The sequence below is a fragment of the Massilia sp. Dwa41.01b genome (assembly GCF_014171775.1).
GTDB lineage: Bacteria > Pseudomonadota > Gammaproteobacteria > Burkholderiales > Burkholderiaceae_D > Telluria.
In genome coordinates, this window is record NZ_CP050454.1 from 4,178,935 (window position 1) to 4,194,321 (window position 15,387).

The 15,387-nt window shown below is 63.8% G+C and carries 11 protein-coding genes; 2 read left to right on the plus strand and 9 right to left on the minus strand.

Annotation, left to right across the window (positions count from 1 at the left end):
• Nucleotides 1–82 precede the first annotated feature (82 nt).
• Nucleotides 83–2,920, minus strand: coding sequence for a pitrilysin family protein (locus G4G28_RS19270; protein WP_202033856.1), 2,838 nt, complete (start codon nt 2,918–2,920; stop codon nt 83–85).
• Nucleotides 2,921–3,169: 249 nt separating this feature from the next.
• Between G4G28_RS19270 and G4G28_RS19275 the strand changes: the two genes are divergently transcribed.
• Both G4G28_RS19275 and G4G28_RS19280 read left to right on the plus strand, forming a co-directional pair.
• Complete coding sequence (locus G4G28_RS19275; protein ID WP_183107729.1) at nt 3,170–4,216, plus strand: M35 family metallo-endopeptidase; 1,047 nt, start codon at nt 3,170–3,172, stop codon at nt 4,214–4,216.
• A gap of 329 nt (nt 4,217–4,545) precedes the next feature.
• The gene (locus G4G28_RS19280) at nt 4,546–5,652 is read left to right on the plus strand and encodes a M35 family metallo-endopeptidase (RefSeq protein ID WP_182989515.1); all 1,107 of its coding nucleotides are present in this window, start codon (nt 4,546–4,548) and stop codon (nt 5,650–5,652) included.
• Nucleotides 5,653–5,771: 119 nt separating this feature from the next.
• Here the strand turns inward: G4G28_RS19280 and G4G28_RS19285 are convergent, their stop codons facing one another.
• From G4G28_RS19285 to flhB, 8 genes are all read right to left on the minus strand, one after another.
• A complete protein-coding gene (locus tag G4G28_RS19285; protein WP_182989516.1) occupies nt 5,772–6,263 on the minus strand; it encodes a hypothetical protein in 492 nt (163 codons plus the stop codon).
• A 234-nt stretch (nt 6,264–6,497) separates the two neighbouring features.
• Nucleotides 6,498–7,232, minus strand: coding sequence for a flagellar motor protein MotD (gene motD / locus G4G28_RS19290; protein ID WP_182989517.1), 735 nt, complete (start codon nt 7,230–7,232; stop codon nt 6,498–6,500).
• Nucleotide 7,233: 1 nt separating this feature from the next.
• Nucleotides 7,234–7,977: a flagellar motor protein gene (locus G4G28_RS19295; RefSeq protein WP_182989518.1), complete on the minus strand. Its 744-nt coding sequence runs from the start codon at nt 7,975–7,977 to the stop codon at nt 7,234–7,236.
• Nucleotides 7,959–8,687, minus strand: a complete 729-nt coding sequence (locus tag G4G28_RS19300; protein WP_182989519.1) for an RNA polymerase sigma factor FliA — start codon at nt 8,685–8,687, stop codon at nt 7,959–7,961. Before G4G28_RS19300 ends, G4G28_RS19295 begins: the two co-directional genes overlap by 19 nt.
• A gap of 15 nt (nt 8,688–8,702) precedes the next feature.
• Entirely contained in the window at nt 8,703–9,521 is an 819-nt protein-coding gene (locus G4G28_RS19305) for an antiactivator of flagellar biosynthesis FleN protein (protein WP_183107730.1), read from the minus strand.
• Nucleotides 9,514–10,935, minus strand: coding sequence for a flagellar biosynthesis protein FlhF (gene flhF / locus G4G28_RS19310; protein ID WP_182989520.1), 1,422 nt, complete (start codon nt 10,933–10,935; stop codon nt 9,514–9,516). Before flhF ends, G4G28_RS19305 begins: the two co-directional genes overlap by 8 nt.
• A gap of 682 nt (nt 10,936–11,617) precedes the next feature.
• Nucleotides 11,618–13,723: a flagellar biosynthesis protein FlhA gene (gene flhA / locus G4G28_RS19315; protein ID WP_182989521.1), complete on the minus strand. Its 2,106-nt coding sequence runs from the start codon at nt 13,721–13,723 to the stop codon at nt 11,618–11,620.
• A 12-nt stretch (nt 13,724–13,735) separates the two neighbouring features.
• On the minus strand, nt 13,736–14,911 hold the full coding sequence (gene flhB / locus G4G28_RS19320) for a flagellar biosynthesis protein FlhB (protein WP_182989522.1): 1,176 nt from the start codon (nt 14,909–14,911) through the stop codon (nt 13,736–13,738).
• Between the last annotated feature and the right edge of the window lie 476 nt (nt 14,912–15,387).

Here is a 15,387-nt window from a genome sequence, read left to right on the forward strand (position 1 = left end):
GTTTTCACGACAGCGTACGGCTGAGATCGTGTCCAAATGTCAGACCTGACCCCAGCCTTTCTGTGACGCGGCCCCGCGCTCGCTACTTCCCGATCAGCACCGGCTCATCAAATCCCAGCTCCTTCATCCGCGGTAGCTGCGTCTTGCCGTCACCCACCACCAGCCACACCATCTTCGACGGATCGAGATACTTCTGCGACAAGGCCTGCACTTGCGGCAGCGTCATCGCCTTGACGATCTGCTCGCGCTCCTTCACGTAGTCCGGGCGCCAGCCGTATTTGCTGATGTTGTCCAGCATGGCCAGCTTGGCGCCGGCGGTCTCGAAAGCGCGTGCATTGCTCTTGACGAGGAAGTTCCTGGTCGTTTCCAGGTCCGCGGCCGTGTAGGTGGACGGATAATCCTGCAGGATCTGCTTGACCAGCTGGGTCGATTCGAGCGTGACGTTGCTGCGCACGCCGCTGGCGATCAGGAAGGGGCCGGCGCTCTTGCTGCCGCTGAAACTGGAATTGATGCCGTAGGTGTAGCCCTTGCCTTCGCGCAGTTGCTGGGTCAGGCGCGAGGCGAAGCCGCCGCCGCCGAGGATGTAGTTGGTGACAAGCGCCGGGTAGTAGTCCGGATCGGTCACGGCCAGCGCGCGGTAGCCAACCTGCAGCACCGACTGCTTGGCGTCGGGCACGTCGACAAAATACACCTTGGCGGGCGCCTGGCCGGCGGCCGCCGTCGGGGCCGGCAGCGTGACCGGATGCGCCTTCCACTCGCGCCCCAAACCCGCAAGCGACCGGGTGATTGCCGCTTTCGGCAAGGCGCCGACGACCTGCATGCGCGCGCTCGAGGGCGACAGGTTCGCCCGGTAGTACGCTTTCAGGTCGTCGATGGTGATCGCATTCACACTCTCGAAGCTGCCGAGGATGTTGTGCGAACGGGGATCGTCCTTTGCATAAATCAACCTGGCGAAGTTGTTGGCGGCCAGCGCATTCGGCTCGGCTTCCTGCTGGCGGATCTGGGTCAGCACGCTTTGCTTGATGCGCGCAAATTCCTTCTCGTCCCAGCGCGGCGCAAGCAGGATTTCCTGGACCAGGGCCAGGGTCGCATCGTAGTTGCGTGCCAGCGTCGTGACGCCGATGCGGATGTCTTCGGTACGCGCCGAGACATTGATCGTGGCGCCCAGTTGCTGGATCGCTTCCTCGAGTTCCTGCGGGGTCTTGCTGGCGGTGCCCTGGGTCATCATTCGGGCCACCAGGTTGGCGACGCCCACCTTGTCCAGCTTGTCGAGCAACAGGCCGCCGTCGAGGGCGATCTCGAACTGCACCAGCGGTACTTCCTTGTTCTCGATGCCGACCACGCGCATGCCGTTGCCCAGCGACGCGTTCCATACCTGCGGCACCTTCAAAGCGGGCGTCGGTCCGTAGGGCGGCTCCTTGCTGCGGTCAAAGGCTGATGGGGTCTTCGCGTAGTCGGCGTTGACGCTCGGGTCGACCGCGTTCTCGGCGCCCTGCACCACTTTCTCTTCCACCACTTCGGCCTTGCTCGAACCACTCAGGGCGAGGGCCAGCTTGCCCTTCGGGACAAAACTGGTCGCGACAAATGGCTTGCCCTTGATATAGGTTTCGTACACGCGCCGCACATCGGCCGGCGTGACGGCCAGGGTCTTCCTGACGCCTTCGGTCGCATAGCCCGGGTTGCCGCTCAGGTAATTGTATTCGGCCAGCAGCGCCGATTTGCCCAGCACGCTCGACACCGAGTTATAGAAACGCGTCTCGATGCCGGCCTTGATCCGGTTCAGGTCTTTCTCGGGAATGCCTTCCTTCTCGAACTTCGCAAAGGCCGCGTCGACCGCACCGGCCACTTCGTCGAGCGGCTTGCCCTCGTAGGCGCGCACGCGCAGCATGAACTGGCCCGCCAGTTCCGAAGTCTGGTTGCCGATCTGGACGGCCGGCGCCAGCTTGCTGTCTTCCACGACCACTTTGTAGAACGGCGCGCGCTTCGTTTGCGACAGGTATTCGGCCAGCACTTCCAGCGCATACGAATCCGGATGCAGGTCCTCGACGGTCGGCCAGGCCATCGTCAGCTCGGGCAGCCTGGCGAAATTGTCTTCATGCGCCAGCTTGACGGTCTGTTTCACCACGCCCGGGCGCTTGGCCATCGCGCGGATCGGTTCGCCGCGCTTGATCTCGGAAAAATACTTTTCGACCCATTTGCGCGCCTGCACCGGATCGAAGTCGCCTGCCAGCACGAGGGTGACATTGTTCGGCACGTACCACAGGCGGAAGAATTCCTTGACGTCGTCGACGGTGGCATTCTGCAGGTCCTCGAGCGAGCCGATGACTTGCCAGTTGTACGGGTGGTCGGCCGGGTACAGCGCCTTGTTGATGACGTAGGAAGTGTGGCCATACGGGGCGTTGTCCACGCCCTGGCGCTTCTCGTTCTTGACGACCTGCTTTTCCTTGGCCAGCACCGGATCGGTCACGGTGTTGATGAACCAGCCGAGCTTGTCGGCCTCGGCCCAGATCATTTTTTCCAGGGCATCCTTGGGCACCGTCTGCAGGTAGTTGGTACGGTCCTGCGAGGTCGAACCATTCGCACCCGAGCCGCCGATGCGGGCGGTCATCTTGTCGAGGCCGCCTTTGCCGAGGTTTTCCGATTCCAGGAACAGCAGGTGTTCGAACAGGTGGGCAAAGCCGGTGCGACCAGCCTTTTCCCGGCTCGATCCCACGTGGGCCGTCAGGTTGACGGCGACGACCGGATCGGAACGGTCGATGTGGAAAATCACCTCCATGCCGTTGGCCAGCGTGAACTTCTGGTACTCCACCTTGAGGGCGGCCCGGGTGGCGGCCTTGTTGGGCGTCGCGGCCTGGATGGGGGCAGCGATGGTCGATGCCAGGCATGCAGCCAGCACTACGGTTGGGGGAAACATCTTCATGCGAACAAGATCCTCAGGATGGAAGGGACGGTAGGGCACCGGAGCGTTCTGGATGGTATTGCAATTTCATGATTGCTACAACGACAAAGGGCGCTCCGGCGCCGTACGCGGCAGTGTTGCCAGCCGCTTGCATACGGCAGGCTCGACAGGGTGCAATGCATATCTTGCCCTACGAACCTTGCTGTAGCACAAATTCCTCTCTACACAAGCAGCGGAAAGTAGTCCTGGTATTCACCCACGGAGGAACCCATGCGCCCTATCCCACCCCTGTTAGCCGCCCTGCTGGCCACGTCCCTGTCCGCCCAGGCCTCGGGCGACATCGCCGTGACCATCACGCCCGAGCGTGCCACCCTTGGCAAGCGCGACGACGTGATGGTGACGGTCACCATGCACAACACCGGCAGCGCGCCCGAGCGCCTGCCCGCCTGGCGCACGCCGTTTGCGCGCATCGACAGTCCGCTGTTCGAGATGACGCGCGATGGCCTGCCGGTGCGCTACCTCGGCCGCCAGGTCAAGCGCGCCGCACCGGCCGAGGCCGATTTCCTGACCCTGATGCCTGGCGAGCGCCGCAGCGCGCGCGTCGAGCTGTCGGCCCTGTACGACATGGCGGCGACGGGCGCATATGCGGTGCGCTACCGCGGCGCCGCCAGCAGCGGGAGCGAATCCGCCACCTCGACGGCCACGGTCAGGACCGGCGCCATGCGTTCGAATACCGCGGCGATCTGGATCGAAGGCCGCCTGCCGCGCGGCGTCGCTTCCATGGCGGTCGATGCGCCCACGGGCAAGGGTTTGAGTTATGCGCAGTGCTCGAACGCCCAGCAGGAAACCATTGCCCAGGCCATGAGCGCCGGCACCGCGATGACAAACGACGCCCTGGCGTATTTCGGCAAGGCCGAGGTGCCGGGCAAGCGCTATGTCAACTGGTTCGGCGCGCTCGACGGCACGCGCCAGGCGCTGGTCGCCAAACACTTCACGGCCATCAAGGATGCGTTCGACACCAAGCCGGTGAAGGTCGACTGCGGTTGTGACGAGGATTATTTCGCCTACGTCTACCCGGCACGGCCCTACACGATCTATGTCTGCAAGGCCTTCTGGAGCGCGGCGCTGACCGGCACCGATTCGAAAGGCGGCACGCTGCTGCACGAGATGAGCCATTTCGATGCCGTCGCCGGCACCGATGACCATGTCTATGGCCAGTCGGGCGCGGCCGAGATGGCACGGACGGCACCGGAACGCGCCGTCAACAATGCCGACTCGCACGAGTACTTTGGCGAGAACAATCCGCCCTTGAATTAGTGCAAGAAATCTTCCAGCCTGAGCTGCCGGCACTATTGGCAGGTTCAGGCTACGGAAGCCAATAAGAGGATACTGTTCATGCTTTTTGGGTCGTCTAGACAAGGCGCTAGCACAAGTTTTGACATAAATACAGAGCGATTCGACAATAGTTCATTCTTGTTACTTTTCCGCCAATCGACCAAACAAAATATCTAAATTACATTGCTTCGTTTGAAAGAATTGCGCAGTATAGGCGTGAGTTTTCGTTACATTCCGATGAAATGCGACGGGAGCTTACACAATAATGCGGGTGGCGAGCAGCCACGACAATTTTTATACGGAGAAGACACATGAGCTGGAACAGCATCTTGAAGTCGGCAATCGGTATCGCAGCACTCGGCATGGCATGCGGCGCCCAGGCAGGTTCGAACGGCGTGAAAGTGACCGTCACCCCTGAGAAAAACGCGCTTGGCGCCAGCGACGACGTGGTCGTCAACGTCACCCTGACCAACACTTCCTCGACCCCGCAATACGTGCTGAAGGCGCGCACGCCTTTCGAAGGCCTGAGCGCGCCGCTGTTCGACGTCACGCGCGATGGCGCCGCCGTCCCGTACACCGGCGCCCTCGTCAAGCGCGCCAAGCCGACCGCGGCCGACTACTACCTGCTGAAACCAGGCGCGTCGCATACCGTGAAAGTGGAACTGTCTGCCCTGTACGACATGAGCGTCAGCGGCGACTACTCGATCCGCTATCGCACCGCTTCGCCGGATCTGTTCCTGACGAATAACGGCCGCCTCGGCGGTACCGTGCAAGCCGCCGGCTCGAACGCCGGCATCGGCGAGCTGCAGTCGGAAGCGGCTACCCTGTACGTCCAGGGCCGCCTGCCGCGCGGTTCGGAATCGCCCATCATGGAAGCGCTGAAACGCGATGGCGGCACGGTTTCCCCGGCTGGCGTGAGCTACGCTTCGTGCTCGTCGTCGCAGCAGAGCACGATCGCTTCGGCGATCACGGCTGCGAAGAACTACGCCAACGGCTCGGTCAGCTACATGACCCGCACCACGATGGGTCCGCGCTACACCAAGTGGTTCGGCACTGCCACGTCCTCGCGCGTGTCGACCGTGCGCTCGCATTACAACAACATCAAGAGCGCCTTCGATACCAAGAACGTGGTGGTCGATTGCAGCTGCCGCGACAGCTCGTACGCCTACGTGTACCCGACCCAGCCGTACCGCATCTACGTCTGCAACGCGTTCTGGTCGGCACCGATGACGGGCACCGACTCGAAGGGCGGCACCCTGGTGCATGAGATGAGCCACTTCAACGTTGTCGCCGGTACCGACGACCACGCCTATGGCCAGAGCGCGGCCGCCAGCCTGGCGATCAGCAATCCGACCCAGGCTGTCGACAACGCCGACTCGCACGAGTACTTCTCGGAAAACAACCCGGCGCTGAACTAAGCACTGGTTTCGGCATCATCGGGCTTGACCCGGCTGAAACGACAAGGTCCCGGCGAACCGGCAAGTCTGACTTGCGGTTCGGCGGGACCTTTTTTTCGGCCGTGGGACCGAGGCTTCGCTTATTGCCCGGTATGGACGAAGGAGACCGGCTTGGCCGGGAACTCCGTCAGCGCATCCAGGCGCTTCGGATCGACCAGCACGGGGCCGGCATAGCCGATGTTGTAGCTGTGACGCCCGCTCTGGAAGGCGTAGGTGCGGGTGATGTCGATGGTGTTCTTCAGGACCTTGCCCGGTGCCAGAGGCTCGTAGTCGGCGGCCGTGAGTGCCGCGCGCTTGACCATCTTGCCGGTATAGTCGATTGGCCGGTTGCCGAAGTCACGCACGTCGAAGCGGCGGCCCGTCAGTTCCTTTTCCAGCGCAATCTCGCGCGGAATCCAGACCGTGGCCTTGCCCTGGTTGGTGATCGTCAGGTTGACCAGCACCTTGCCGGGCGGGGTAGCGATATCGATACTGTGTTTCACGTCCACGGTCGGTTCTCCAGCCGTACTGGCACAGGCGGTAATAAAGCTGGCTGCCGCAACGGCGGCCAGCAGGAAGGGTCTGCGTTGCATGTTCGACTCCGTATGGTTGTGCTTAGCATTGTGCGGGCACGGGGCGCAAAAGCCAAGGGTGGCGGTGCTGCGGAATCCACGGATGATCGGTGGGTGGACCGCGTGGAGTCAGGACTCCACCCTACGAAAACCACCAACGTAGGGTGGAGGCGGCCGGCAAGGCTCCTGACTCCACGCGGTACAAAGCATGATATACAGAATATTTCACGAATGCGGCTTTCGTGAAATATTCGTTCACCCGCCCTCTTGCGGCGTGGCCGCCAGGATCGTCACCGCCACGCGCCGGTTGCGTGCCCTGCCCGCTTCATCCGTGTTCGGCGCCACCGGTAGGTTGGCGCCATGGCCGACGGCGGTCAGCCGCGACGGATCGATGCCGCCTTCGATGAACAGGCGCACCACGCTGCTGGCGCGCACGCTCGATAACTCCCAGTTCGACGGAAACGCGGAATTGGCGATCGGCCGGTCGTCGGTATGGCCTTCGACCTGGATCGCATGGGTGTCAAGCTGCAGCAGGCCCGCCACCGTGCCGAGGGTGGCACGCGCATCCTTGCCCAGCACCGCCTGCCCTTCGGCGAAGAGCACGCTGGCATTGATGTCGACCTTGACGCCGCGCGCGGTCTGCGTCACGCGCACCTTGCCGTCTTTCACCAGCGGCGCAAGCGAGGCATTCAACTGGCGCGCGAGCGTGTTCAGGCGCTCCTGCTCGCGGCGCATGGCCTCCAGCCGCTTGCGTGCGATCAGCTGCGTCAGGGGCAGCTGTTCGATGGTGCTGCTGGCCTGCGGCGTCGTCGGCTTGCCGCCGAAGGCATCGCCAAGCGCGTCCGACAGCACCCGGTATTTTCCGACGTTGACCACGGAAATCGCGTACATCACGACAAAGAAGGCGAACAGCAGCGTGATGAAGTCGGCGTACGAAATCAGCCAGCGGTCGTGGTTTTCCGCCTCTTCCTCGACGCGTTTGCGCGCCATGTCAGTGCGTCACCAGGAGGCTGGCCATGCGTTCCTCGACCACGCGCGCATGGTTGCCGCTGGCCAGGTCGTGGAAGACTTCCAGCAGGATGTCGTACTGGGCGACGCGGTCCGCCACCAGGGCTTTCAATTTGTTGGCCACCGGCAGGAAGAACAGGTTCGCAAGGCCCACGCCATACACCGTCGAGACGAAAGCGACCGCGATGCCGGAACCCAGGCGCGAGGGGTCGGACAGGTTTTCCATCACGTGGATGAGGCCCAGCACGGCGCCCAGGATGCCGATGGTCGGCGCGTAGCCGGCAGCGGATTCCCAGATGCGCGCGGCGCGGCGTTCGGCCGCCTCGAAGGCGCTGACCTCGGTCTCGAGCAGGCCGCGCAGCTTGTCCGGGTGGACGCCGTCGACGACCAGGCGCAGGCCCTTCTGGATGAAGGGCTCCTTGCCGCCCATGTACTGCTCGAGCGCGAGCAGGCCGTCGCGCCGTGCCGTGTGGCTCCACAGCGCGATCTCGCGCGAGAGCGGCTGGCGCTTGTCCTTCGGCGGGAAGAAGACCCAGCGCAGCATCTGCATGCCGCGGCGGAAAGTACGCGCCTCGGACTGCAGGAGCACCGCCCCGAACGTACCGACGACGACGATGGCGAAGGCTGCCGGTTGAATGAGCGAGGCGAAGCGGCCGCCGTCGAGCGTGTGCCCGACAACAAGGCCGATAATCGCCAGCGCCAGGCCGATCAGGCTGGCGAAGTCCACAGCTTTTCCTTGAGCGAGGCACGCAGGCGCGCCACGGCTTGCGTGTGGAGCTGCGACACGCGCGATTCCGACACGCCAAGGACGGCGCCGATTTCCTTCAGGTTCAGCTCTTCCTCGTAGTACAGGCCCATGAGGATTTTCTCGCGCGGCGGCAAGCCGTCGATGGCGCCGATCACGGCCTGGCGGAAGTCGGTGTCGAGCAGCGCGCGCAGCGGGTCGTCGTCGTCGACCGCATACCGGTCGAGGAAGGAATCGTTGCCATCCTCGTCGTGGAAGTCCTCGTAATAGACCAGCTGGTGGCCGCCGCCTTCGAACAGCATTTCCTGGTAATCGGCCAGGGACACGTCGAGCGATTTGGCGACTTCGGTCTCGGAGGGCGCGCGGCCCAGCTTCTGCTGCAGTGCGGTCATGGCGGATTCCACTTTCTTCATGGTCTGACGGGTACTGCGCGGCATCCAGTCGTTGCTGCGCAACTCGTCGACCATGGCGCCGCGGATGCGCAGCACTGCATAGGTTTCGAATTGGGCGCCGTGGTTGTCTTCGTAGCGGTTGATGGCGTCGAGCAGGCCCATCATGCCGGCCTGGATCAGGTCGTCCACCTCCACCGATGGCGGCAATTTCGCCTTCATCTGGTGCGCGAGGCGCTTGACCAGCGGGGCGTGCTCGGTGAGCAGGTGGTTCTTGTCCGCTTTCCCTTTGACGGTATACATGCTTGTGCTTTTTTCTTAAGAACCGAAGTGCGCGCCGCGGGTCTGACGCACACCGCTGAAACGCCCGGCGAGTTGGCGGAAAGCCACCGAGGCACCGGCCAGCGGAAACGCATCGACCACGGCACGGCCGAGACGCGCGGCGCGGTGCAGGTATTCGTCTGCCGGGACCGAGCCCATGGAACTCAACGTTACTGCAAGGTAACGACTTGCCGCTGACGCCATATTATCGTAAACAACACGGGCCTCCGCCTCCGTTGCCCCGGTGACAAGGATGCCGAAACGGCGGCGTCCCAGCTCCTGCGCCAGGCGCTTGATCAGGCCATAGGCGTTGGTGATCGAGGTGGCGTTGGTGGAGACCTGGATCACGATTTCCGAGTCCGCCAGCGCCGGCAAGGCCAGGCTGCCATCGCGGTTCAGTTCGCCATCGACGATGACGATGCCGCCCTGGCGCTTGACCAGCACATCGAAGGCCTTGGCCAGGCGGCGCGCCTCGACCGCATCCTGCGGCAGGCGGCCGTCGCGGGCCAGCAGCGCCAGCGCGAAGCCTTGCGGCGCATGCTGCACCACCTGGTCGAGCGCGCATTCCTGGCGTGCCACCTGCATCAGGTCGGCATGGCGTTCCATCTCCAGGCGATAGGCGACGCTGTGGTTGCGCAGGCAGGCGTCGACGATCAGCACGTCGTTGCCGGATTGAAACAGCGAGGCGCCCAGGTTCACCAGCATGGCGCTCTTGTCGTCGCCCGGGGTGGCGGACAGGAAGGTCACGACGCGCGGCTGGGCGCCGGCCAGCATCCGGCGCAGGCCCTCGGCCTGGTCAAAGTCGAAACTAGACAAAACGCACCTCGCGCAGGCTGTCGTCGGCTTTGCCGGCACGGGCCATCATCAGCGGCAGGTCGGCGTCCTCGAACTGGGATGCGGCATCGCGGCGGCCGCGGAAGGCGCGGTCGACCAGCATGGCGCGGTCGGCCAGGTGCAGGTCTTCCGGCACGCGCTGGCCGTTCGAGATGTAGTGCAGGTTCAGCTTCTGGCGGATCATCACGTCGAGCACGTTGCCGATCGAGGCGGCTTCGTCGAGCTTGGTCATGATGCAGCCGTGCAGGCCGCTGCCCTGGTAGGCGCGCACGACTTCGGCCAGGGTTTCGTTGGTGGCCGTCGCGTTCAGGCACAGCAGGCGTTTCACGTCCGCGCCGGCGCCGTTCAGCATGGCCACCTGTTCCGTCACCATCTGGTCGCGCTGCGACATGCCGATGGTGTCGATGAGCACGGTGTGCTTGTTCTTCAGTTCTTTCAGGGCGATGCGCAGGTCGGCTTCGTCCTTCACCGAGTGCACCATCACGCCCAGGATCTTGCCATAGATGCGCAGCTGCTCGTGGCCGCCGATACGGTAGGCATCGGTGGTGATCAGGGCCAGCTTTTCCGCACCGTGGCGCATGACGCAGCGCGCGGCCAGTTTCGCGGTGGTGGTGGTCTTGCCGACGCCGGTCGGGCCGACCAGGGCGAACACGCCGCCCTTTTCCAGCAGGCTGTCTTCGTCGGCCATGGTGGTCAGGTTACGCGCCAGCACAGTCTTGATCCAGCGCATGGCTTCGGCCGCGTCCTTGTTGGCAGGCATCTTGTCGATCAGGTAGCGCGACAGCGAGGCCGAGAAACCGGCGCCCAGCATTTCGCGGAGCACGGCCGCCTTGTGCGGTTCGCGCTGCTGGGTACCGCCCCAGGACAGTTCGGCCAGCTGGGTTTCCATCATGCCGCGCATGGCGCGCAGTTCGCTCATCATGCCGCTCATCTCTTGCGCAGCCGATTCCTGGGCCTGGGCAATCGCGGCCTGCATCATCTGCGTCATCGCGCTCATATCAAAAGCGGGTGCAGCGGCCGGGGCTGGCGCAGGAGCGGCGGCGCGGCGCGGCGCGGCGAAGGCGGCTTCGAATTCCGGCTCCATCGCCGGTGCGCGGCGGGTGGCGTAGACGTGTTCGGGGGCCGGCGCTGCGGGCGCGGCGCTGCGGCGGTTCACAAAAGCCGGCTCGGCGTCGTCGAAGGGATTCAGGTGGTCCAGGCGCGGTGCCGGCTGGGCCATCGGCGAACCGGCGGCTGGCGCGGCCAGCGAGGCGACGTCGTCGTTGTCGAGTGCGAGGATTTCGACGACGCCATCGACCGGACGGTTCGAGAGGATGACGGCATCGGGCCCGAGCGCATCGCGCACCTTGCGCAAGGCTTCACGGGAGGTTGCCGCTGTAAATTTCTTCACATTCATCTTATTCTCCGAACTGCTTGATCTATTCATGCCGGGACGGAAGTCTCCGGTCTATGGCTAGATTATTGACGATGCTGTGAAGCAACCATCAGCGGAAAAGGATGGGGAAAGTGGGTTAATTCGAATTTGATGGTGGAGTGGTATGGCTTGCGGTCGCGTTACCGCGTGGGCTCGGGGCGCCCACCCTACGGATGCGCTACGGGGTGGAGCTTGCGAACCCGGGTATCTCCTGCTGTAACCGCGTGGGAACAGGGTGCCTCGGCCGCCCCGCCCACCCTACGGATGCGCTACGGAATGGAGCTTGCGAACCCAGGTATCTCCTGCTGTAACCGCGTGGGCACAGGGTGCCTCGGCGGCCCCGTCCACCCTACGGATGCGCTACGGGGTGGAGCTTGCGAACTCGGGTATCTCCTGCTGTAACCGCGTGGGCACAGGGTGCCTCGGCGGCCCCGCCCCTACGGATGCGCTACGGGGTGGAGCTTGCGAACTCGGGTACTTCCCGTAGGGTGGGCACCTGTGCCCACGCGGACGGTGCGGTCCGATAACGGCGCGCCGACGGGCTCGGCAAACCTTGCAAACCACCGGCGGTCAACGCTCCTGCGCACACCGGGTTTCTCGACCGTTCGTTGAACGCGTAGGGTCATCCAAGCCTGGGGCTTGGTGACGACCCGCCTACCCTACCTTATTGCACGCCCACCAGGCTGGTCACCCGAATCGTCTTGCTCTCCGGGATCTCCGAATGCGACAAGACCTTCAGCTGCGGCAGCGCGCGGCGCAGGAAACGCGACAGCAGCACGCGCAGCGGAGCCGGGACCAGCAGCACCGGGGTGTGGCCCATGGCTTCCTGCTGCTGCGCGGCGTTGTGCGCCTGCTGGGCGATGGTGTCGGCAAGGCCGGGCTCGATGCCGGTACCGTCGCCGCCGGCGCCAAGCGCCTGCATCAGCAAACGCTCGAGGCGGTTGTCCAGGGTCATCACGCTCAGTTCGTTGGTGCCCGGGAACAGCTGCTGCACGATCGCCCGGCCCAGCGCCACGCGCACCAGCGCCGTCAAATCGGTCGGATCCTGCACGCCGGCGTGTTCCGACAGCGTCTCGATGATGGTGCGCATGTCGCGGATGTGCACGCCTTCCAGCAGCAGGTTCTGCAGCACTTTCTGCAAGGTCGCCAGCGACACGACTTTCGGCACCAGGTCTTCGACCAGCTTCGGCGTTTCCTTTCCGAGGTGATCCAGCAGTGCCTGGACTTCCAGGCGGCCCAGCAGTTCGGACGCATGGGTCGTGATCAGGTGGTTCAGGTGGGTTGCCACCACGGTGCCGGCGTCGACCACGGTATAGCCCAGGTTCTGCGCTTCGTCGCGCAGGCCGGCGTCGATCCACACGGCCGGCAGGCCAAAGGCCGGGTCGGTCGTTGCCTGGCCCGGCAGCGTGCCGCTGGCCATGCCGGGGTTGATTGCCAGGAACTGCCCGTTCAGCGCTTCGCCGGTGCCCACTTCCACGCCCTTGAGGGTGATGCGGTAGCTCGACGGCTTCAATTCCAGGTTGTCGCGGATGTGCACTGGCGGCGCCAGGAAGCCGACTTCCTGGGCGAACTTCTTGCGGATGCCCTTGATACGCTTGAGCAGCTCGCCGCCCTGCCCCTTGTCGACCAGCGGGATCAGGCGGTAGCCCACTTCCAGGCCAAGCGTATCGACCGGCATGATGTCCTGCCAGGTCGCCTCTTCCGTCTCGGCGGACGCGGCTTGCTGGGCGCCGGCCGCGGCGTCGCTGGCGGCCGCTTCGGCTTCGCGCTGCGGCGCATTCCTGGCACGCTTGGCCAGCAGGTAGCCGGAGCCGCCCAGGGTGCCGCCCAGCAGCAGGAAGACGAGGTTCGGCATGCCGGGGATCAGGCCCATGCCGGCGATGATCGCGCCCGTGATGTACAGCACTTCGGGCTTGGCGAACAGTTGGCCGACCATCTGGCCGCCGATGTCCTGGTCGTTGGCCACGCGCGACACCACCATACCGGCAGCGATCGAGATGATCAGCGAAGGGATCTGCGCCACCAGGCCATCACCGATGGCCAGCAGCGTATAGGTCTTGGCGGCTTCGCCGACGGCCATGTCGTGCTGGACCACGCCGACGATCAGGCCGCCGATGACATTGATCAGGGTAACCATGATGCCGGCAACGGCGTCACCCTTGACGTATTTCGAGGCACCGTCCATGGCGCCATAGAATTCGGCTTCCTGGCCGACTTCCGAACGGCGCTTGCGCGCTTCCGGTTCGGTGATCATGCCGGCGTTCAGGTCGGCATCGATCGCCATCTGTTTACCAGGCATCGCGTCCAGGGCGAAACGTGCGCCGACCTCGGCGATACGGCCCGCACCCTTGGTGACGACGGTGAAGTTGATGATGGTCAAAATGACGAACACGACGATACCGACCGTGTAGTTGCCGCCGATCAGGAAGTGGCCGAAGGCTTCGATGACTTTACCGGCCGCGGCGCCGCCAGTGTGGCCTTCGGTCAGGACGATACGGGTCGACGCGACGTTGAGCGACAGGCGCAGCATGGTCGACACCAGCAGGATCGCCGGGAAGGCCATGAAGTCGAGCGGCTTGACCGTGTACAGCGCGGTCAGCAGCACGATCACCGACAGCGCGATGTTGAAGCTGAAAAACAGGTCGAGGACGAAGGCCGGCAGCGGCAGGATCATCATCGCCAGCAGCAGGATGATCAGGATCGGCGCCGCCATGGCATTGCCCCTGGCACCGATCGCTCCCACCCAGCCTGGCAGTCTCAAACTATTCATGCAACAGCTCCGTTATTCGTTATCAGGTCGTGCAGCAGGCTTGACCTGGGATGCAGGGTTCAGCGGGTCCATCTCCGGCGGCACAGGCAGCTTGGTCGGACGATCAGGATACTGTCCGGCGCCCTTGCTGTAGTTACGCAGCTGGAACACATACGCCAGCACTTCCGCCACGGCCGAGTACAACTTCTCGGGGATTTCGTCGTCGATCTCGGTGTGCTTGTAGAGCGCACGGGCCAGTGCCGGGGCTTCGAGCATGGCGACCTTGTTCTCCTTGGCCAGTTCGCGGATCTTGGCCGCCACTTCGTCGACACCCTTGGCCACGACGCGCGGCGCACCGCCCTGTCCGTCCGTGTACTTCAGCGCCACCGCATAGTGGGTCGGGTTGGTCACCACGACGTCAGCAGTAGGCACATTCTGCATCATGCGGTTGCGTGCCATTTGCCGCTGCATCTGGCGAATCTTGCCCTTAATCTGAGGATTGCCGTCCGATTCCTTCGATTCCTGGATCATTTCCTGGCGCGTCATCTTCAGCTTGTTGTTGTAGTGCCAAACCTGGTAAGGCGCGTCGATCAGGGCGATCACGCCCAGCGAACCGACGATGATGAGGAAGGCACGCGCGATCAGGCTGGCCAGGTGGCCGGTGCCGGAACCAACGGGCTCGACGGCCAGGCCCAGCACGGCTTCCTTCTGGCCCATGATCACGACCCAGGCCACCGCGCCGACCAGCAGGGTCTTGGCGACGGCTTTCAGGAGTTCGATCAGGGAATTGGTGGAGACCAGGTTGCCAAGGCCGCTGATGGGGTTCAGCTTCATGAAGTTCGGCATGAAGGCCTTGGTGCTGAAATTGAAGCCGCCGATCATCAGGGGCGCGGCCAGCGCGACGAGCATGATGGCGAACGCCAGCGGCAGGCAGGCCAGTAGCACGCTGCCGATATCGGCGGTGATGCGCTCGATGAGGACGTTAGGGTTGTAGATCTGTTCGCGGTCGAGGGTGAGGCCCGACTGGAGGACGGTCGACAGGCGGCCGACCAGGCTGCCGCCGGTCATCCACAGCCCGGCGCCGGCGGTCATCAGGACGGCGAAGGTGGCAAGCTCGCGCGAACGCGGAATGTCGCCTTCCTCGCGCGCCTTTTGTATTCTCTTGGGGGACGCGTCTTCTGTCTTTTCCGCGTCGCTGTCTCCCGCCATCGTTCGCTCCCCTTGTTCGCCTATGCCCGCGCCAGTGCTTGCAGGATGGAATTATCGCTGCTGTTGCCCTGGAGCTATAGGGGAAACAGGGAGGAAAAGGGGTGTCAATTCAAAACGAAGGGGACATTGCATTGCACTTGTTGCACCGCGACGTCCCGGAGACGGAGGGCTTCACCAACCCTTCAGCAAGGCGCGGCGACGAAGGCCGTACCCTGCAAGGCCAACAGTTGCAATGCAATCAGGTTTGTTTTATTAAGCACGCTAGCACGTAGCCATGGTGAGAAGATCCAACACGGCCACGGGGCGCGGCAGGTGCTTCTTCGCTTGACGCCTCTGTTCTTGTTGTTGGAGTGTTACCAGGACCGGCCAATGACGAGGTCACCAAAGCATGCCCGTTCGCATGCACACCTCAGGTTGGCTATTTTCATAAGGCAAACAGCACTATTTGCACTTTAGCAAGTAAGATGGGTCCCTTC

What these genes read in the sequence shown, in the direction of transcription:
- G4G28_RS19270 (WP_202033856.1), bottom strand. Translation starts at nt 2,920, where the DNA reads ATGAAGATGTTTCCCCCAACCGTAGTGCTGGCTGCATGCCTGGCATCG.
- G4G28_RS19300 (WP_182989519.1), bottom strand. Translation starts at nt 8,687, where the DNA reads ATGTATACCGTCAAAGGGAAAGCGGACAAGAACCACCTGCTCACCGAG.
- motD (WP_182989517.1), bottom strand. Translation starts at nt 7,232, where the DNA reads ATGGCGCGCAAACGCGTCGAGGAAGAGGCGGAAAACCACGACCGCTGG.
- flhA (WP_182989521.1), bottom strand. Translation starts at nt 13,723, where the DNA reads ATGAATAGTTTGAGACTGCCAGGCTGGGTGGGAGCGATCGGTGCCAGG.
- G4G28_RS19285 (WP_182989516.1), bottom strand. Translation starts at nt 6,263, where the DNA reads ATGCAACGCAGACCCTTCCTGCTGGCCGCCGTTGCGGCAGCCAGCTTT.
- G4G28_RS19280 (WP_182989515.1), top strand. Translation starts at nt 4,546, where the DNA reads ATGAGCTGGAACAGCATCTTGAAGTCGGCAATCGGTATCGCAGCACTC.
- flhF (WP_182989520.1), bottom strand. Translation starts at nt 10,935, where the DNA reads ATGAATGTGAAGAAATTTACAGCGGCAACCTCCCGTGAAGCCTTGCGC.
- G4G28_RS19275 (WP_183107729.1), top strand. Translation starts at nt 3,170, where the DNA reads ATGCGCCCTATCCCACCCCTGTTAGCCGCCCTGCTGGCCACGTCCCTG.
- flhB (WP_182989522.1), bottom strand. Translation starts at nt 14,911, where the DNA reads ATGGCGGGAGACAGCGACGCGGAAAAGACAGAAGACGCGTCCCCCAAG.